Origin of the sequence: Pseudomonas sp. PsB, assembly GCF_043658375.1 — a bacterium.
Classification (GTDB): Bacteria; Pseudomonadota; Gammaproteobacteria; order Pseudomonadales; family Pseudomonadaceae; genus Aquipseudomonas; species Aquipseudomonas putida_Z.
This window is the reverse complement of record NZ_JBIGLU010000004.1, coordinates 35,929-52,119: the sequence shown is the minus strand read 5'-3', so window position 1 is coordinate 52,119 and position 16,191 is coordinate 35,929. Positions and strand designations below refer to the sequence as shown.

The 16,191-nt window shown below is 67.3% G+C and carries 18 protein-coding genes; 12 read left to right on the top strand and 6 right to left on the bottom strand.

Annotation, left to right across the window (positions count from 1 at the left end):
* Positions 1–27: 27 nt before the first annotated feature.
* A complete protein-coding gene (locus tag ACGLHT_RS07905; protein ID WP_075045380.1) occupies positions 28–639 on the top strand; it encodes a 2-hydroxychromene-2-carboxylate isomerase in 612 nt (203 codons plus the stop codon).
* Between the two features lie 95 nt (positions 640–734).
* Here the strand turns inward: ACGLHT_RS07905 and ACGLHT_RS07900 are convergent, their stop codons facing one another.
* The 4 genes from ACGLHT_RS07900 to ACGLHT_RS07885 all read right to left on the bottom strand — a co-directional run bounded on the left by ACGLHT_RS07900 (position 735) and on the right by ACGLHT_RS07885 (position 4,234).
* Positions 735–1,280 carry a cupin domain-containing protein gene (locus ACGLHT_RS07900; RefSeq protein WP_003248033.1) on the bottom strand — a complete coding sequence of 182 codons (546 nt, stop codon included), beginning with the start codon at positions 1,278–1,280 and terminating at the stop codon, positions 735–737.
* Positions 1,281–1,361: 81 nt separating this feature from the next.
* Positions 1,362–2,567 carry an MFS transporter gene (locus ACGLHT_RS07895; protein ID WP_274119922.1) on the bottom strand — a complete coding sequence of 402 codons (1,206 nt, stop codon included), beginning with the start codon at positions 2,565–2,567 and terminating at the stop codon, positions 1,362–1,364.
* 84 nt (positions 2,568–2,651) lie between these two features.
* Positions 2,652–3,185, bottom strand: a complete 534-nt coding sequence (locus ACGLHT_RS07890; RefSeq protein ID WP_085591230.1) for a cytochrome b — start codon at positions 3,183–3,185, stop codon at positions 2,652–2,654.
* Positions 3,182–4,234, bottom strand: a complete 1,053-nt coding sequence (locus ACGLHT_RS07885) for a catalase family peroxidase (protein ID WP_075045377.1) — start codon at positions 4,232–4,234, stop codon at positions 3,182–3,184. The genes ACGLHT_RS07890 and ACGLHT_RS07885 overlap by 4 nt, the downstream gene beginning before the upstream one ends.
* Positions 4,235–4,358: 124 nt before the next feature.
* Here ACGLHT_RS07885 and ACGLHT_RS07880 point away from each other — a divergent pair, with 124 nt between their 5' ends.
* Together ACGLHT_RS07880 and ACGLHT_RS07875 are read left to right on the top strand one after the other, a co-directional pair.
* Positions 4,359–4,880 carry a sigma-70 family RNA polymerase sigma factor gene (locus ACGLHT_RS07880; protein WP_075045376.1) on the top strand — a complete coding sequence of 174 codons (522 nt, stop codon included), beginning with the start codon at positions 4,359–4,361 and terminating at the stop codon, positions 4,878–4,880.
* Complete coding sequence (locus tag ACGLHT_RS07875) at positions 4,877–5,629, top strand: anti-sigma factor (protein WP_025339389.1); 753 nt, start codon at positions 4,877–4,879, stop codon at positions 5,627–5,629. Before ACGLHT_RS07880 ends, ACGLHT_RS07875 begins: the two co-directional genes overlap by 4 nt.
* A gap of 125 nt (positions 5,630–5,754) precedes the next feature.
* On the opposite strand, the gene ACGLHT_RS07870 is transcribed toward ACGLHT_RS07875, so the two are convergent.
* Together ACGLHT_RS07870 and ACGLHT_RS07865 are read right to left on the bottom strand one after the other, a co-directional pair.
* Positions 5,755–6,906 carry an acyl-CoA dehydrogenase family protein gene (locus ACGLHT_RS07870; RefSeq protein WP_003258582.1) on the bottom strand — a complete coding sequence of 384 codons (1,152 nt, stop codon included), beginning with the start codon at positions 6,904–6,906 and terminating at the stop codon, positions 5,755–5,757.
* A 16-nt stretch (positions 6,907–6,922) separates the two neighbouring features.
* The gene (locus ACGLHT_RS07865; protein ID WP_274119921.1) at positions 6,923–7,993 is read right to left on the bottom strand and encodes an enoyl-CoA hydratase/isomerase family protein; all 1,071 of its coding nucleotides are present in this window, start codon (positions 7,991–7,993) and stop codon (positions 6,923–6,925) included.
* A gap of 365 nt (positions 7,994–8,358) precedes the next feature.
* On the opposite strand from ACGLHT_RS07865, the gene mdcA reads away from it, so the two are divergent.
* The 9 genes from mdcA (at position 8,359) to madM (ending at position 15,821) form a co-directional block, all read left to right on the top strand.
* A complete protein-coding gene (gene mdcA, locus ACGLHT_RS07860) occupies positions 8,359–10,020 on the top strand; it encodes a malonate decarboxylase subunit alpha (RefSeq protein WP_274119920.1) in 1,662 nt (553 codons plus the stop codon).
* On the top strand, positions 10,020–10,964 hold the full coding sequence (locus ACGLHT_RS07855) for a triphosphoribosyl-dephospho-CoA synthase (protein ID WP_208209132.1): 945 nt from the start codon (positions 10,020–10,022) through the stop codon (positions 10,962–10,964). Before mdcA ends, ACGLHT_RS07855 begins: the two co-directional genes overlap by 1 nt.
* A gap of 1 nt (position 10,965) precedes the next feature.
* Positions 10,966–11,265 (top strand): malonate decarboxylase subunit delta, encoded by a 300-nt coding sequence (locus ACGLHT_RS07850; RefSeq protein WP_024087234.1) that lies wholly within the window; start codon positions 10,966–10,968, stop codon positions 11,263–11,265.
* Complete coding sequence (locus tag ACGLHT_RS07845; RefSeq protein ID WP_208209133.1) at positions 11,258–12,106, top strand: biotin-independent malonate decarboxylase subunit beta; 849 nt, start codon at positions 11,258–11,260, stop codon at positions 12,104–12,106. Before ACGLHT_RS07850 ends, ACGLHT_RS07845 begins: the two co-directional genes overlap by 8 nt.
* The gene (gene mdcE / locus ACGLHT_RS07840) at positions 12,103–12,894 is read left to right on the top strand and encodes a biotin-independent malonate decarboxylase subunit gamma (RefSeq protein ID WP_024087232.1); all 792 of its coding nucleotides are present in this window, start codon (positions 12,103–12,105) and stop codon (positions 12,892–12,894) included. The genes ACGLHT_RS07845 and mdcE overlap by 4 nt, the downstream gene beginning before the upstream one ends.
* A 1-nt stretch (position 12,895) precedes the next feature.
* A complete protein-coding gene (locus tag ACGLHT_RS07835; RefSeq protein WP_038409729.1) occupies positions 12,896–13,510 on the top strand; it encodes a malonate decarboxylase holo-ACP synthase in 615 nt (204 codons plus the stop codon).
* On the top strand, positions 13,507–14,427 hold the full coding sequence (gene mdcH / locus ACGLHT_RS07830; protein WP_013972873.1) for a malonate decarboxylase subunit epsilon: 921 nt from the start codon (positions 13,507–13,509) through the stop codon (positions 14,425–14,427). The genes ACGLHT_RS07835 and mdcH overlap by 4 nt, the downstream gene beginning before the upstream one ends.
* Positions 14,428–14,631: 204 nt before the next feature.
* On the top strand, positions 14,632–15,054 hold the full coding sequence (gene madL, locus ACGLHT_RS07825; RefSeq protein ID WP_003258591.1) for a malonate transporter subunit MadL: 423 nt from the start codon (positions 14,632–14,634) through the stop codon (positions 15,052–15,054).
* A 2-nt stretch (positions 15,055–15,056) separates the two neighbouring features.
* Complete coding sequence (madM, locus tag ACGLHT_RS07820; protein WP_274119919.1) at positions 15,057–15,821, top strand: malonate transporter subunit MadM; 765 nt, start codon at positions 15,057–15,059, stop codon at positions 15,819–15,821.
* Positions 15,822–16,191 lie beyond the last annotated feature (370 nt).

Below are 16,191 nucleotides of genomic sequence, written 5' to 3'. Positions count from 1 at the left end.
CCCTTTCACCGAGCAAGGACCGTAACCATGCACAAGACTGTCGATTTCTTTTTTGACCTGGGCAGCCCGGCCAGCTATCTGGCCTGGACGCAACTGCCTGGCCTGTGTGCCCGCCAGGGTGCCACGCTGCGCTACCGGCCGATGCTGCTGGGCGGGGTTTTCCAGGCCACCGGCAACGCCTCGCCGGTGATGATCCCGGCCAAGGGCCGTTACATGTTCACCGACCTGGCGCGCTTCGCCGCGCGCTATGGGGTACCGTTCGAGTTGCCGCCGGGGTTCCCGGTCAATACCTTGACCCTGATGCGCGGGGCAGTGGGCACCCAGCTGCGTTCGCCGGAGCGGTTCGAGGCGTTGCTGGCGGTGCTGTTCAATGGGCTGTTTGCGCAGCGCCGTAACCTGGGCGATAACGCCGTCCTCGACGACACGCTGAGCCAAGGCGGCTTCGATCCGCAGGCATTTCGCGCGCTGGCGGGTGATGACGAGGTGAAGGCCGCGCTCAGGCACGCGACGGAAGAGGCAGTGGAGCGCGGGGTGTTCGGCGCGCCGACCTGTTTTGTCGGTGACGAGATGTTCTTCGGGCAGGACCGCCTGGACTTTGTCGAAGAGGCCCTGCGTCAGGGTGTCGACAGCCTTACCTGAAGGCGCCCCTCCCACAGGGTTGGCGCCTTCCCTGTGGGAGCGGCTTCAGCCGCGAACACCGGCGAAGCCGGTGCCATCCCCCACGCATAAAGCAATCAGAAATTCGCCGGGGTATTGGCGCTGATGATCTCGGCCTCGTCCGGGCCGATGTTCTTGAAACTGTGCGGCAGGGTAGTGGGGATGTAGTACCCGTCGCCCGAGTTGAGCACGCTCACCTGGCCATCGACCCACAACTCGACGGTGCCGCGGGTGACCAGGCCACACTCTTCACCCTCGGCATGCACGATCGGTTCGCCCGAATCGGCGCCCGGTGCATACAGTTCACGCAGCATGCGCATCTGCCGGCCTTCGACACTGGCGCCGACCAGCAGCATGCGCAGGCCGTTGCGGCCCAGGTCTGGCTGCTCGCCGCCACGGAACACGTAGCGCTCTTCGCGCACCGGCTCGTCGAAACTGAAGAACTCCGCCAGGCTCATCGGAATGCCTTCGAGCAGTTTTTTCAGGGAGCTGACCGAAGGGCTGACACGATTCTGCTCGATCTGCGAGATCGTCGAATTGGTCAGCCCGCTGCGGCGGGCCAGTTCCCGTTGGGAGAGGTTGTTGCGTTCACGCACCAGTTTGAGTCGCGTCCCCGTGTCCATAGCCGCCTTGTAATCAGAGGTGTCAATAATAATGAGCGATGCGCATTAAAACACACTCTGCGCGCTTGCGCGCTGTGCTTGTCAGGCCCGCTGATCGCGGGGCATCGGCCATGACCCGACCAGCAGCAACAGCGCCGCCACCGCCAGGAACGGCAAGCGTGGATCGACGGCATAAACCAGGGTGCCGGCCAGCGGCCCGATCACTGCGCCCATGCCCTGGGCAGCACCGATGGAGCCGGCCGTGGCGCCTTGCTCGGAGGCGTGCATGGCATTGGCCGCCAGCGCCGAAAACGACGGGAAGACAAAGCCCATGCCCGCCGCCGCGACGAAGTAGCAAGCCCACAGCCAGGGCGCCGTGGTGGCCAGCGAGCCGCAGGCAAAGCCCAGGGCCGAAACCGTGGCGCCGACCCGGATCATCTTCAACGGCGGCCATTCCAGCTGGCGCAGCAGCACCTGCGCCAGGATCAGCGCCACACCCACCGTGGTCAGGGCGATGCCGGCGGCCTGGGCCGCCTCGGCAGGGCCCAGGTGCAGGCGGTCGAGGGCAAAGAAACCGACGATGATCTGCGATACCGTGACACTGAGCATGGCGCTGAACGCCACCAGCAAGGGCCGGCGCAGGCGCGGGTCGTTCAGCCGCACCGGGTTGGGGGCATGGCTGTGCGGCAGCGCCTGCGGCTTGAGGGTGAACAGCAGGACCAGAAAGGCACTGGCCGGCAGCAGCGACATGATATGGAACGGCAGGCTCAGGCTATGCCGCGCCAGCAGCGCCGCCAGCGCCGGCCCCACCACCAGGCCGACGGCGTTGGCCGCCCCCAGCGAGGCCATGGCCCGGGCCCGGCGTTGCGGTTCGACATGGTCGGCGATCAGCGCATTGCAGCCCACCGGGATGGCAGCATAGAAGGCGCCGATACAGCCGCGCGCGACCATCAGGCCGATGAAGGCCAGGGTCGCCCCCGGCAGCCAGCGCAGCGCACCTTCGACGAACAGGCACAGCAGCCAGTAGGCAAGGGTGAAACCGGCGCTGCCCAGCAGCAGGATACGCCGGCGGCCCAGGCGGTCTGCCGCGCGCCCCCAGGGCCGGGCCAGCAGCACCCAGACCACGCCCGCCACGGTCACGGCGGCACCGGCTTGCCAGGTGGCCATGCCGAGCTGGCGGGCGATCGGGCCGATCAGCGCGACGAAGGCCATCATCGACATGGTACAGGCCATGTTGGCCAGCAGCAGGGGGCGCAAGTCCAGGGTACTGGCGGGTGCGAGTGTGGCAGGATCCTTTGCGACATTCATAGGGCAGTCCAGGGCGGTGCGGCAAATAGAAAGCCGATCTTGTTGGGAATTATTATCGATTGTCGGCCCCTGGGCTGCCGAGCGTCATTCGCTGCGGCGCAGTGGGCCAGGCCACATGCTACGCAACACGCCATCGCGGCGCACCCACGCGTGCATCAAGGCCGCACCCACGTGCACCAGCACCGTGGCGAACAGCAGGTAGCCGGCCCAGCCATGGGCCTGGCGCAGCACGGCGTACAACTGCAGGTCATGCGGGGCAATCGCCGGCAAGCCCAGCGGGCGGGGGTAGCCACCGGCCGACAGCATGGCCCAGCCCAGCAGCGGCATGGCCAGCATCAGGCCATAGAGCAGCAGGTGCGAGGCCCCGGCTGCCCAGCGTTGCAGTGTGGGCAGGTCGTGCGGCAGGGCTGGGTGGGGCAAGGCCAGGCGAACGGCGATGCGCAGCAGCACCAGCACCAGCAGGGCCAGGCCGGTTGCCTTGTGCAACCCGATCAGCACGGGGTGGCGCGGCGACAGGTCGGCGACCATGCTCACACCGATGAACAACATGGCCAGGATCAGCACGGCCATCAGCCAGTGCAACAGGCGGGCGAGGGGGTGGAAGGCGTCGGTTTTCATGGGTGGGCTCCGGTGCCGAGCGATTCGCGGCTGCGGCGGTTGAAGGATTCCGAGTAGGCGGCCGAACGGGCGGCGAGGATCGGGTCGGCGGAGGCCTGGATGCCCCGGGGCAGGATCAGTGGGTCGAAGTTGAGGTCACGGCAGGCACCTTGCTCGGGGCCGTCGACCTGCTCCAGTACCAGCGTGCCGGCGTCCACGCTGCGTCGTTCGGCAGGCCAGGGGCTGGCAGGGTCGTCCACTGCATCGCCAGGCTCCGCCAGCACCAGGCGCAGGGTCCAGCGCAGCGGCCCTTGGGCCAGTCTTTGCTGCAGGTCGTGCTGCAGGAACTGTTTGTCATCGACTTGGGCAGGCAGGGCGGCAAACGCTGTTTGCGGCTCCAGTTGCCAACGCACGGGGTGGGCTGCACCGCTTGCGTCGATCAGGCGGAAGGCGTTGATGCTGTGGTACTGCGTGCTGGCGAAGCTGTTGCTGGGCTTGTAGCCTGCCGCCCATTGGCGAAACGCCGCGCTTTCGGGGTGGGCGGCGAAGAACGCCTGCAGTCTGCCCGGGTCCGGCTTGCCGGTGGCCGGGTCTGGCGCCCCCGCCAGCACCTGTTCATAGAAGGCTTGTGGCGTGCTTACCGCCAGCACCGGCGGGTTGTTCATGCCGGTACGCCAGACCTGCCCGTCGTCGGTGCTCAGCTCGATGGCCAGGCTGCGCACTGGTATGCCGGTATCCGGCGCGAACGGGTTGGCGCCGCCGATGGCGAAGCGGCCGATCACTGGCACCCGCGGCTGGCTGAACGCCCGTGCCGTGGACAGGCTGGCGGCCTGCCCGCTGGGCTGGAAGTAGCCGCTGACGCACAGGCCCTTGGCGTGGTTCTTGCGGTAACCCGGGTAATGCCCGGCCTGGGCTTCGAAGGTGTCGATGATGCGCTGTGGGGTCAGGCGGGTTTCGCCAAGCCAGCCGGCGGCATAGGCAAAGGCGGCGCCCGCGCCCAGCATCACGGCGCCGATGGCGGCCAGGCGCAGGGCCTTGGCCGGGCCGTGCAGGGGTGAGTTCATGGTCATTGTCCGGTTCGGTGAAGGTGCCGGTACGACGGCGCAGGGAAAAACTTATTCCATTGCCGGGAATAGATTTTCCTCACAGGCGTCTGCCTCTTACACTGACAGCCCCAGAGGCCAGGACTTTGCCATGCATGATCTGGACGACCACCAGTGGCGCGAGCTGCTGGCCCGCCTGCGCCGCTTTGCCGTGTGGCTGACCCGCGAGCCGGGCAGCGCCGACGACCTGGTGCAGGCCACGGTCGAGCGGGCCTTGAGCCGGCGCGACCAGCAACGCGACGCCGATGCCCTGCGGGCCTGGCTGTTCACCATCCTTTATCGGCTGTTCCTCGACGGTAAGCGCCGCGAGCGCCTGCATGCGCGCTGGCTGTCCTGGTTCGGCCGCGCTGAGCGCGACGACGAGCCGGTTGGCGGCAACCTCGAGGCCATTGTCCTGGCCCAGGCCGACCTGCAGGCTTTCGCCCGGCTCACGGCAGAACAGCGTGCGCTGTTGCTGCTGGTCAGCATCGAGGGTTTGAGCTACAAGGAGGCCGCCCAGGCCCTGGGTATCCCTATCGGCACTGTGATGTCGCGCCTGTCGCGCGCCCGCAATGCCTTGCGCGAACTGACCGAGGGCAGCCCCCAGCCCCCGGCCTTGCGGAGACTGAAATGACGCGCCTGATCCCCAGCGAAGACGAACTGCACGCTTATGTCGACGAGCGCCTGGAGCCTGTGCGCCGGGCCGAAGTGCAGGCCTGGCTGGCGGCCAACCCGCAGGCCGCGGCCAAGGTCGAGGGTTGGCGTGCCGACGCCCGCCGCCTGCGTACGGCACTGGCCGGGTTTGGCGAAGTGCCTGGGGCGGCGCAGCTGGACCTGGGGCAGTTGCGCCGGCAATTGCGCCAACGCCGCCAGCGCCGCTGGGCCACGGCGGCGGTGTTGCTGCTGGCATTGGGCGTGGGTGGCCTGGGCGGTTGGCAGGTGCGCGACGCGACCTTGGCGCGTGCCGACCTGCCGATGGCCGATGCCGTCCAGGCACACCGTTTGTTTGCCGGTAGCCAGGCGCTGGATATCCAGGCCAGCGACCCGGGCCAGTTGCGTGACTGGCTGGGGCGCCACTTCAGCCGCGTGGGCCAGTTGCCGGACTTGGCGGGCTACGGCTTCAAGCCGGTGGGCGCGCGCCTGCTGAGCAATGAGCAGGGGCCGGCGGCGCTGCTGGTGTTCGAGGATGGCAAGGGCCAGCGCATCAGCCTGTTCCTGCGCTCACCAGGTGATCAGTATCGGCGCATGCCGGACGGGCAGCGGGTGGATGGCCAGCTGGAGGCGCGGTATTGGTCGCATGGGGCCTACAACTTTGCCCTGGTCAGCGCGGCGGACGATGTGCGCGGGGCGGGGGTGGGGGAGGCGTTGCGGTTGGGTTTGTAACAGATGCGCGGTCCCTGTAGGAGCGGCCTTGTGTCGCGAAAGGGCCGCAACGCGGCCCCAGGATGTCAGCTTCGATGCACAATTTGCTGGGGCCGCTATGCGGCCCTATCGCTACACAAGGCCGATTACAGCGGATAGTGCTTCAACTCCCGCGCAATCAGCATCCGCTGGATCTCGCTAGACCCTTCATAGATCTGCGTGATCCGCGCATCGCGGTAGTAGCGCTCCACCGGGTAATCCTCCAGGTAGCCATACCCGCCATGCACCTGGATCGCCATCGAGCACACCCGCTCGGCCATCTCCGAGGCGAACAGCTTGGCCTGCGAGGCCTCCGACAGGCACGGCTTGCCGGCACTGCGCAGGCGCGCGGCATGCAGGATCAGCAAGCGCGCGGCATTCACCTGCACCTGCATGTCGGCCAGCAGGTTGGCGATGCTCTGATGTTCGTTGATCGGCTTGCCGAACTGCACCCGATCACGCGAGTAGGCCAGCGCCGCCTCGAACGCGGCGCGGGCAATGCCCAGTGCCTGGGCAGCAATGCCGATACGGCCGCCCTCGAGGTTGGACAGGGCGATGGCCAGGCCCTTGCCACGCTCACCGAGGATGTTGGCGGCAGGGATGCGGCAGTTGTCGAAGGTGACCGCGCAGGTGTCGGAAGCGCGGATGCCCATCTTGTGCTCGCTGCGATCGACCTTGAAGCCCGGGTTGTCGGTGGGCACCAGGAATGCCGACAGGCCCTTTTTGCCCAGCTCCGGGTCGGTTACCGCGAAGACGATGGCCAACCCGGCGCGGCGGGCGTTGCTGACAAACTGCTTGGCACCGTTGATCACCCACTGGCCATCCACCAGTTCGGCGCGGGTGCGCAGGTTGTGCGCCTCGGAACCGGCCTGTGGCTCGGTCAGGCAGAAGCAGCCGATCACCTCGCCGGTGGCCAGGCGTGGCAGCCACTGCTGTTGCTGTTCGGCCGTGCCGTAGGCCAGCAGCGGGCCGCAGCCCACCGAGTTGTGGATGCTCATCATCGCTCCGGTGGCACCGCAGCCGGCGGCAATCTCTTCCACCGCCAGGGCGTAGGCGACGTAGTCGGTGTAGCTGCCGCCAAAGTCTTCCGGCACCACCATGCCCAGCAGGCCCAGTTCGCCCATCTTGCGCACCACGCCATCGTCGATCCAGCCGGCCTTTTCCCAGGCCTGGGCATGCGGGGCGATCTCGCCACGGGCAAAGTCCCGGGCCATGTCGCGGATCATGATCTGTTCTTCGCTCAGTTCCAGGTCTTGCATCTGTGTACTCCCGGGCTCACAGGCCTTCGAAGAATTGGTCGACCCGCTGGCGGTGCAGTGCGGCCAGGGTCGGCGGGTTCCAGCGTGGCTGCTTGTCCTTGTCGATGATCAGCGCGCGCACGCCTTCGATGATGTCGCCGTGCTGGAACCACTGGCGGTCCAGGTGCAGCTCCATTGCAAAGCAGTCGTCAAGGCTCAGGTGGCGACCCCGGCGCAGCATCTCCAGAGTAACCGCCATGGCCAGCGGCGAGCGGCTTTCCAGCTGGTCGGCGGTGGCTACCGCCCAGGCGTGGCTGTCGCCAATGCTCACCGCACGCAGTTGCTCGACGATGGCGGGCACGTCGGGCAGGGCGAAGAAGTGGTCGATGACCGGGCGCAGTTTTTCCAGCGGCGCATCGTCGAGCACCTGGGTGCCGAGCTTGGCCAGCAGGTTCTGCAGGTCCTTGAGTGGCTGGTCGCCGAAGTGCAGCTGGTCCAGGCCCTGGTCGAGGGCTGCCAGCTGGTCGCTGGCCAGGTACCAGTCGGCCAGGCCGCAGTACAGTGCATCGGCTGCCTGGATCTGGCCGCCGCTGACCCCCAGGTAGGTGCCCAGCTCGCCAGGGATGCGCGACAGGAAGTAGCTGCCACCCACATCCGGGAAGTAGCCGATTGCCACTTCGGGCATGCCCAGGCGGCTGCGTTCGGTGACCACGCGCAGGTCGCAGCCCTGGGCCAGGCCCATGCCGCCACCGAGGGTGAAGCCGTCCATCAGCACCAGCACCGGCTTGCGGTAGCGGTGGATGGCCAGGTCGAGGGCGTATTCCTCGACGAAGAAGGTTTCATGCAGCGTTTCGCCGGCCTTGAAACTGTCGTGCAGCGAGCGGATATCGCCACCGGCGCAGAACCCTTTCGGGCCTTCGCCACGCAGTACCACGGCGTGCACGTGCGGGTCTTCGGCCCACTGGTCGAGGTGCTGGCGCAGGCTGCGGACCATGTCCAGGGTCAGGGCATTGAGGCCGGCGGGGCGGTTCAGGGTCAGATGGCCGATCTGGTTGCGGACCTCGGCCAGCACATGGTCGGTTGCCGAGGTATGAGCGTGCGCAGTCATTGCGTTCTCCCTGCTTTGTTATTGATTTTCCAAGTGAAGTCTGGAGTTCGCTGGAGGATCGCAGGATCCTGTCATGCGAATTTGCCTTGCACAATCGACAATTGTGCAAGGGCATCGTGCATTTTTGCCCTGCCCGAAGGTAGCGCGCTCCCTGTAGGAGCAGCCTTGTGCTGCGAAAGCGCCGGCATGGCTAAGGACATTCTATGGCCGTCAGGGCCTCTTCGCAGCACAAGGCTGCTCCTACAAAAAGCAAAGCGTCACTGAATCATTAACCTGACAGTAACGAAAGCGCCAGTAGCTTGATTGATCCCCCAACCACCCCAGCCCTAAGGTGACGCCCACGACAGCGAACCCGTGGAGTCACCATGACAACAACCAAGAATCCACCGCCGCAATGGTCGCGGCGGCGCGCCGAAAAGCAGCGCCGCCTTGACCGGGTCCGACACCTCGCCGACGGCGTGGTGCTGCCCACCGAGCGTATCGTCGAAGCCCTGGAACTGCTGCTGGCTCCCGGCGACCGGGTAGTGCTCGAAGGCAACAACCAGAAGCAGGCCGACTTCCTCTCGCGTGCGCTGGCCAAGGTCGACCCTGGGCGCCTGCACGACCTGCACATGATCATGCCCAGCGTGAGCCGCGCCGAGCACCTGGACCTGTTCGAACATGGCATCGCCCGCAAGCTCGACTTCTCCTTCGCCGGCCCGCAGAGCCTGCGCATTGGCCAGCTGCTGGAAGACGGCCTGCTCGAAGTCGGTGCCATCCACACCTATATCGAGCTGTACTCGCGGCTGCTGGTCGACCTGATCCCCAACGTCACCCTGGTGGCTGGCTTCATGGCCGATCGCAACGGCAACCTGTTCACCGGCCCCAGCACCGAAGACACCCCGGCCTTGGTGGAGCCGGCTGCGTTCAGCGACGGCATCGTCATTGCCCAGGTCAACCAGCTGGTGGACCGCGTGGATGACCTGCCACGGGTCGATATTCCGGCATCCTGGGTCGATTTCGTGGTGGTTGCCGACCAGCCTTTCTATATAGAGCCGCTGTTCACCCGCGACCCGCGCCACATCAAGCCGGTGCATGTGCTGATGGCGATGATGGCCATTCGCGGCATCTACGAAAAGCACCAGGTGCAGTCGCTGAACCATGGCATTGGCTTCAACACCGCGGCGATCGAGCTGATCCTGCCCACCTATGGCGAATCCCTGGGCCTGAAGGGCAAGATCTGCCGCAACTGGACACTCAACCCGCACCCGACACTGATCCCGGCCATCGAGACCGGCTGGGTGGAAAGCGTGCACTGCTTCGGCACCGAACTGGGCATGGAAGACTACATCGCCCAGCGCCCGGACGTGTTCTTCACCGGCCGTGATGGTTCGCTGCGTTCCAACCGCATGATGTGCCAGCTGGCCGGGCAGTACGCTGTCGACCTGTTCATTGGCGCCACCCTGCAGGTGGATGGCGATGGCCATTCCTCGACCGTGACCCGCGGCCGCCTGGCCGGCTTCGGAGGTGCCCCGAACATGGGCCACGACCCCCGTGGCCGGCGCCATGCGACCCCGGCCTGGCTCGACATGACCGTGCCGGAAACCATGCTCGAACGCGGTCGCAAGCTGGTGGTGCAGATGGTCGAGACCTACCAGGAAGGCGGCAAGCCCACCTTCGTGGAAACCCTCGATGCCGTGGAAGTGGCCAGGAAAGCCGGCATGCCGCTGGCGCCGGTGATGATCTACGGCGACGACGTCACCCACCTGCTGACCGAGGAGGGCATTGCCTACCTGTACAAGGCCCGCAGCCTGGAAGAGCGCCAGCAGATGATCGCCGCCGTGGCCGGGGTTACCGCCATCGGCCTGCGGCACGACCCCAAGGACACGCAGCGCCTGCGCCAGCAGGGCCTGGTCGCCTTGCCCGAAGACCTCGGCATCCGCCGCACTGATGCCAGCCGCGAACTGCTGGCCGCGCGCAGCATCGCCGACCTGGTCGAATGGTCCGGCGGCCTCTACAACCCGCCTGCACGGTTCAGGAGCTGGTGATGAAAGCACTCGACTTGCAACCGCGTGGGATTCTTCGCGAGCACAGGAATAGTGATGCATCTGGAAGTTGCGCGATCCTTGTGGGAGCGGGTTCACCCGCGAAGAGGCCAGCACAAGCAACCGAATTACCCCTGGCCGATCACCTGGCCGACCTGGCCGTGGAAGCCCTGATCGACGAAGCCGACCTGTCCCCCAAACCCGGCCTGGTCGACCGCCGTGGCAATGGCGCCCACCACGACATGACCCTGGCCCTGATGCATGCCTCGGCCCTGGCCCTGTGGCCATGCCTGCGCAACATGGCCGAAGCCGCCCAGGCCATCGGCACCCTCGGCCAGCCCCTGCGCGCCACCCTGGGCCAGCTCGGCCGCGAAGGCGAGGCGGCGATGCTGGCCGCGACCGGTGGGGTCAACACCCACCGCGGCGCAATCTGGGCCCTCGGCCTGCTGGTTGCATCCAAGGCCCTCGACACCCAGGCCGATACCAACACCCTGGCTGCCCGTGCCGGGCGCATCGCACTGTTCGACGACCCCGCCATGACCACCCAGGACAGCCATGGCCTGCAGGTACGCCGCCGCTATGGCACTGGCGGCGCCCGCGAACAGGCGCAACAAGGTTTCCCGGCGGTTATCGGTCACGGCCTGCCACAACTGCAGCGCAGCCGCGCCGCAGGTGCCAGCGAACCTCACGCCCGGCTCGACGCGCTGCTGGCGATCATGGCCGTGCTCAACGATACCTGCGTGCTCTGGCGCAGCGGCCCGACCGGGCTGGCTGCCGTCCAGCAAGGCGCCCGTAGCGTGCTGAGCGAAGGCGGCAGCGCCACGCTGGCCGGGCGCCGACAGCTGCGCCGGCTGGACCAGCACCTGCTGCACCTGAATGCCTCACCGGGCGGCGCCGCCGACCTGCTGGCCGCCTGCCTGTTCCTCGACAAAGCCGGGAGCCTGTGACATGGAAACCCTGACCTTTCAATTCCCCGCCGCCGCCCCTGGGCGTGGCCGCACGCTGGTGGGCTGCGTCAGCTCCGGCGACCTTGAAGTGCTGATCGAACCCGGCACCGCCGGTAGCCTGCAAATCCAGGTGGTGACTTCGGTCAACGGCAGCGCTGCCCGCTGGGCGCAGCTGTTCCAGCGCCTGTTCGAGGGCCGCACCTGGCCGGCCGTGAACATCGACATCCATGATTTCGGCGCCACCCCAGGCGTGGTGCGCCTGCGCCTGGAGCAAGGCTTCGAGGAGATCGCCCATGACTGATATCGCGCGCTTGCTGCACAGCCGCAGCTTTGTCGAACTGGGCGCCCGCCAGCGCGCCCGCGCCGTGCTCGACCCGGGCAGCTTCCGTGAACTGCTGGGGCCGTTCGACCGGCTGATGTCACCGTGGCTGCCGCGCCAGGGCATCGTGCCCCAGGCCGATGATGGCGTGGTCATCGCCAAGGGCCTGCTGAACGGGCGCAACGCTGTGGTTGCCGCCATCGAAGGCGGCTTCCAGGGCGGCAGCATGGGCGAAGTGGGGGGGGCCAAGATCGCCGGTGCGCTGGAACTGGCCATCGAAGACAACCGCAACGGCATCCCTACCTGCGCCGTGCTGCTGCTGGAAACCGGCGGTGTACGCCTGCAGGAAGCCAACCTGGGCCTGGCGGCGATTGCCGAAATACAGGCGGCGATTGTCGAGCTGCGCGCCTGGCAGCCGGTGGTCGGCCTGGTCGCAGGTTCGGTCGGCTGTTTCGGCGGCATGTCCATCGCCGCCGGCCTGTGCAGCCACTTGCTGGTCACCCGCGAAGCCCGCCTGGGCCTCAACGGCCCGCAGGTAATCGAGCAGGAAGCGGGCATCGGTGAATACGACGCCAAGGACCGCCCCTTCATCTGGAGCTTGACTGGCGGCGAGCAGCGCCACGCCAGCGGCCTGGTCGATGCCTGTGTGGCCGATGACATCGAGGCGTTGCGCGAACGCTTGCTGCAATTGCTCGACGAGCCTTCAAGGGATCGCGCCGGTCAACACGCCTGGTTCCTCGAACGCCTGGCCCGGCTGGGCGATGACTGCACGCAACTGGATGCCGCTGCCGTGCGTGACCTTTACCAAGGAGAAGCCAAATGAACCGTGCCTTGAACTGGCTGCCGGGCCTGGCCGGTGGGCAAGCCTTGCCCGGCTACCCCGCGTCGTTGCGGGTAATCGATGGCGAACTGGACAACCGCCTGGCGCGTTTCATCGCCGTGGTGCCGGACACCGACAACCCGTTCCCCCGGGCGCGCTCGGGCGAAGTCGGCCTGCTGGAAGGCTGGGGCCTGGCCAAGGCCGTGAGCGAAGCGGTCGAGGCTGACCGCCACGGTCAGAAGCGCGCCATCGTCGCGGTGATCGACGTGCCCAGCCAGGCCTATGGCCGCCGTGAGGAGGCGTTGGGAATTCACCAGGCTTTGGCCGCTGCGGTGCAGGCCTATGCCCAGGCGCGGTTGGCCGGGCACCCGGTGATAGGCCTGCTGGTCGGCAAGGCCATGTCCGGTGCCTTCCTGGCCCACGGTTACCAGGCCCAGCGCCTGATCGCCCTGGATGATGCCGGGGTCATGGTGCACGCCATGGGCAAGGCGGCGGCAGCGCGCATCACCCTGCGCAGCGTCGAGCAACTGGAAGCCCTGGCCGCCGAGGTGCCGCCGATGGCCTACGACCTGGCCAGCTACGCCTCCCTGGGCCTGCTGTGGCGCCGCCTGACGGTGGACAACGCCGAGACGCCGAGCAGTGCCGACATCGCCCAGGTACGTGCCTGCCTGGCTGATGCGGTGCGCGACATCGGCAGCTCGAGCGACCTGTCGTCGCGGCTGGCGGGCGAAAACCGCAGCGCCTCGCGCCAGGTGCGCGAACAGCTGCGCCGCCAGTGGCAGGGCGCTTGAGATGAACGCGCCAAGGCCGCACGACCTGCTCTGGGGCATGCCCCTATCGGGCCTGCCTGCTGATGCGCCGCGTTGGGCGCAGGATGTGCTGCTGAGCGGCCAGCCGGTGGTGGTGCGCCGTGCCACCTGTGCGGACGGCTGGGTGGCGGTGGGGCTGCGTGGCCAGGGTAGGGCGCAGCGGTCGGGTGTACTGATGCGGCTGGCCGATATCCGGTGTCAGCAAGGCCCCGAAGCGCTGCGCTGGCAAGCTGAGAGCCCTTGGCCTGCATTGCAGGCCCTGGCCTCGGTCGCCCCGGTACTGGATGCCAGCGGCCTGGCCTGGGGGCCGACAGGTGGGGTGGGGTACCAGATCGCCACTGGTATGGAGGTGGTACACGCCGACAGCGACCTGGACTTGCTGCTGCGCACGCCACAACCGCTGGCCAGGGCGCAGGCGCGTGAGCTGCTGGATATCCTCGATTGCGCGCCTTGTCGAATCGACCTGCAGCTGGAAACCCCGGCGGGTGCCGTCGCCCTGCGTGAGTGGGCCGGCTGCGCCCGCCGCGTGCTGCTCAAGTCGGCCCATGGCCCACGCCTGGTCAGCGACCCATGGGCAGCGATGGAGCGTGCCGCATGAGCAGCCTGTTCGCCTTCCCCGGCCAGGGCGCCCAGCAGGTGGGCATGCTGCAGCGCCTGCCTGAGGGCGCCGGGCAATTGCTGGAAGAGGCCAGTGACACCCTCGGCCAGCAGGCCCTGGCGCTGGACAGCCAGCAGGCCCTGCAGACGACCCGTGCCGTGCAGCTGTGCCTGCTGCTGGCTGGCGTGGCCTGGGCGCGCTGGCTGATGCAGCGCAGCCCCGCGCCGGATTACGTGGCAGGCTTGTCGATTGGCGCCTACCCGGCGGCGGTCACGGCGGGCGCCCTGGGCTTTGCCGATGCCGTGCGCCTGGTTGCCCTGCGTGGCGAACTGATGCAGCGCGCTTATCCGCAAGGCTACGGCATGACCGCACTCAGCGGCCTGGACCTGGCCTGTGTCGAACGCTTGCTGAGCGATACGGGCGGCGAGGTGTATGTCGCCAACCTCAACAGCGACAACCAGATCGTCATCGCCGGCAGCGATGGCGCGATGGCTGCGGTTGCCGCCAGGGCACGCCGCCTGGGCCAGGGCGTGGCCCGGCGCCTGGCGGTCAGCGTGCCGTCGCATTGCCCGTTGCTGGATGGCCCGGCGGCCGAACTGGCCAGTGCCTTCGCCACGGTCGAGCTGCAGCGACCGCGCATCACCTACCTCAGCGGCAGCAGCGCACGGCCGATATTCGACCCACAGCGTCTGCGCGACGACCTGGCCGGCAACATGGCGCGGGTGGTCGACTGGCGTGCTACGTTGCGCAACGCCTATGAGCGTGGCGTGCGCCTGCACCTGGAATTGCCGCCCGGCAACGTGCTCGGCGGGCTGGCCCGGCCGGTGTTCGAACAGGGCAGGGTGGTTGCTGTTGAAGGCACCCGCTGGGACACCCTGGATGCGCTGCTGCGCCAGGAGGTGGCCGACGAACGATGACAGCGACACTGCGGCGGATGGTGACCCCTGTGGGAGCGGCTTTAGCCGCGAAGAATCCAACGCGGTGCATGGCACCGGCTGCGCCGGTGTTCGCGGCTAAAGCCGCTCCCACAGAGTTCAGTTCCATGGGGGCAAAAGCCGCACAAAAGTGTGTTTACGAAGAACAACAACAAGCAACTTCGACACTACCTGAGGACAACAACAATGATCATCTATGGTGTGGCACTGCTGGCGGTCTGCACGCTTGCCGGCGTCATCGTCGGCGACTTCCTGGGCGTGCTGCTGGGCGTCAAATCCAATGTGGGCGGGGTCGGCATCGCCATGATCCTGCTGATCTGCGCACGCCTGTACATGCACCGCAACGGCGGCATGAGCAAGGAATGCGAGTTCGGCGTGGGCTTCTGGGGCGCCATGTACATCCCGGTGGTGGTGGCCATGGCTGCCCAACAGAACGTGGTCACCGCCCTGCACGGCGGGCCGGTGGCGTTGCTGGCGGCGGTGGGTGCGGTACTGGTGTGCGGTGCGACCATTGCCCTGATCAGCCGCAGCCACCGCGGCGAACCCCTGCCGGCAGTGGAGGCCGGCCCCGAAAGCAATGTGCAGGCCGCCCCTGCAGGAGGGCGTTGATCATGTGGCCGATCATTGAAAATGCCCTGGAACATAACGGTTTGATCACTGCCTTTGCGGTGGTGGGCGCGATCATGTGGTTGTCGGTGGTGCTGTCGAAGTACCTGACCTTCGGCCGCGTGCACGGCTCGGCCATCGCCATCGTCATCGGCCTGGTGCTGGCCTGGGTCGGTGGCACCATAACCGGTGGCCAGAAAGGCCTGGCCGACATGGCGCTGTTCTCCGGCATCGGCCTGATGGGCGGGGCCATGCTACGCGACTTCGCCATTGTCGCCACGGCCTTCGAGGTGCAAGCTACCGAGGCGCGCAGGGCCGGGATGATCGGCGCGGTGGCGCTGCTGCTCGGCACGGTGCTGCCATTCATTGTCGGCGCTGCGGTGGCCTACGCCTTCGGTTACCGTGATGCGGTGAGCATGACCACCATTGGTGCGGGTGCGGTGACCTATATCGTCGGGCCGGTGACCGGGGCGGCGCTGGGGGCCAGCTCGGACGTGATGGCGCTGTCGATTGCCACCGGGCTGATCAAGGCGATCCTGGTGATGGTGTTCACCCCGGTATCGGCGCGCCTGCTGGCGCTGGACAACCCACGTTCGGCGATGGTGTTCGGCGGGTTGGCGGGGACGGTGTCGGGGGTGACGGCCGGGCTGGCGGCGACCGACCGGCGCCTGGTGCCGTACGGGGCGCTGACAGCCACCTTCCATACCGGGCTGGGCTGCCTGATGGGCCCGTCGATCCTGTACTTCTGCGTACGCGCCCTGGTCGGTTGACAACAATCTGCTGGACTGCGCAGACCCCTTGCAGGAGCGGCCTTGTGTCGCGATCGGGCCGCAACGCGGCGGCCCCAGCGATATCCGCACCGCAGCCAAGATCTTGGGGGCCGCTGCGCGCCCCATCGCGACACAAGGCCGCTCCTACACCGACCGCATCGGTTTCAAGCCATGCGCAGTACCTGGGAGCAACTGTCTTGCTCAAATTCCAAAAGGTGGCGCGATCTGTGTGGGAGCGGCCTTGTGTCGCGAAATAGCCGCAACGCGGCCCCAGGATTGATGCGCAACAGTTGAAGTTGCTGGGGCTGCTTTGCAGCCCTTTCGCGACACAAGGCCGCTCCCACAGGTACAGCGATAACCTCGAGAGCAA

Excerpts from the sequence above, each read along its gene's own strand:
- ACGLHT_RS07905 (WP_075045380.1), top strand. The coding sequence starts at position 28 with ATGCACAAGACTGTCGATTTCTTTTTTGACCTGGGCAGCCCGGCCAGC.
- ACGLHT_RS07900 (WP_003248033.1), bottom strand. The coding sequence starts at position 1,280 with ATGGACACGGGGACGCGACTCAAACTGGTGCGTGAACGCAACAACCTC.
- ACGLHT_RS07895 (WP_274119922.1), bottom strand. The coding sequence starts at position 2,567 with ATGAATGTCGCAAAGGATCCTGCCACACTCGCACCCGCCAGTACCCTG.
- ACGLHT_RS07890 (WP_085591230.1), bottom strand. The coding sequence starts at position 3,185 with ATGAAAACCGACGCCTTCCACCCCCTCGCCCGCCTGTTGCACTGGCTG.
- ACGLHT_RS07885 (WP_075045377.1), bottom strand. The coding sequence starts at position 4,234 with ATGACCATGAACTCACCCCTGCACGGCCCGGCCAAGGCCCTGCGCCTG.
- ACGLHT_RS07880 (WP_075045376.1), top strand. The coding sequence starts at position 4,359 with ATGCATGATCTGGACGACCACCAGTGGCGCGAGCTGCTGGCCCGCCTG.
- ACGLHT_RS07875 (WP_025339389.1), top strand. The coding sequence starts at position 4,877 with ATGACGCGCCTGATCCCCAGCGAAGACGAACTGCACGCTTATGTCGAC.
- ACGLHT_RS07870 (WP_003258582.1), bottom strand. The coding sequence starts at position 6,906 with ATGCAAGACCTGGAACTGAGCGAAGAACAGATCATGATCCGCGACATG.
- ACGLHT_RS07865 (WP_274119921.1), bottom strand. The coding sequence starts at position 7,993 with ATGACTGCGCACGCTCATACCTCGGCAACCGACCATGTGCTGGCCGAG.
- mdcA (WP_274119920.1), top strand. The coding sequence starts at position 8,359 with ATGACAACAACCAAGAATCCACCGCCGCAATGGTCGCGGCGGCGCGCC.
- ACGLHT_RS07855 (WP_208209132.1), top strand. The coding sequence starts at position 10,020 with ATGAAAGCACTCGACTTGCAACCGCGTGGGATTCTTCGCGAGCACAGG.
- ACGLHT_RS07850 (WP_024087234.1), top strand. The coding sequence starts at position 10,966 with ATGGAAACCCTGACCTTTCAATTCCCCGCCGCCGCCCCTGGGCGTGGC.
- ACGLHT_RS07845 (WP_208209133.1), top strand. The coding sequence starts at position 11,258 with ATGACTGATATCGCGCGCTTGCTGCACAGCCGCAGCTTTGTCGAACTG.
- mdcE (WP_024087232.1), top strand. The coding sequence starts at position 12,103 with ATGAACCGTGCCTTGAACTGGCTGCCGGGCCTGGCCGGTGGGCAAGCC.
- ACGLHT_RS07835 (WP_038409729.1), top strand. The coding sequence starts at position 12,896 with ATGAACGCGCCAAGGCCGCACGACCTGCTCTGGGGCATGCCCCTATCG.
- mdcH (WP_013972873.1), top strand. The coding sequence starts at position 13,507 with ATGAGCAGCCTGTTCGCCTTCCCCGGCCAGGGCGCCCAGCAGGTGGGC.
- madL (WP_003258591.1), top strand. The coding sequence starts at position 14,632 with ATGATCATCTATGGTGTGGCACTGCTGGCGGTCTGCACGCTTGCCGGC.
- madM (WP_274119919.1), top strand. The coding sequence starts at position 15,057 with ATGTGGCCGATCATTGAAAATGCCCTGGAACATAACGGTTTGATCACT.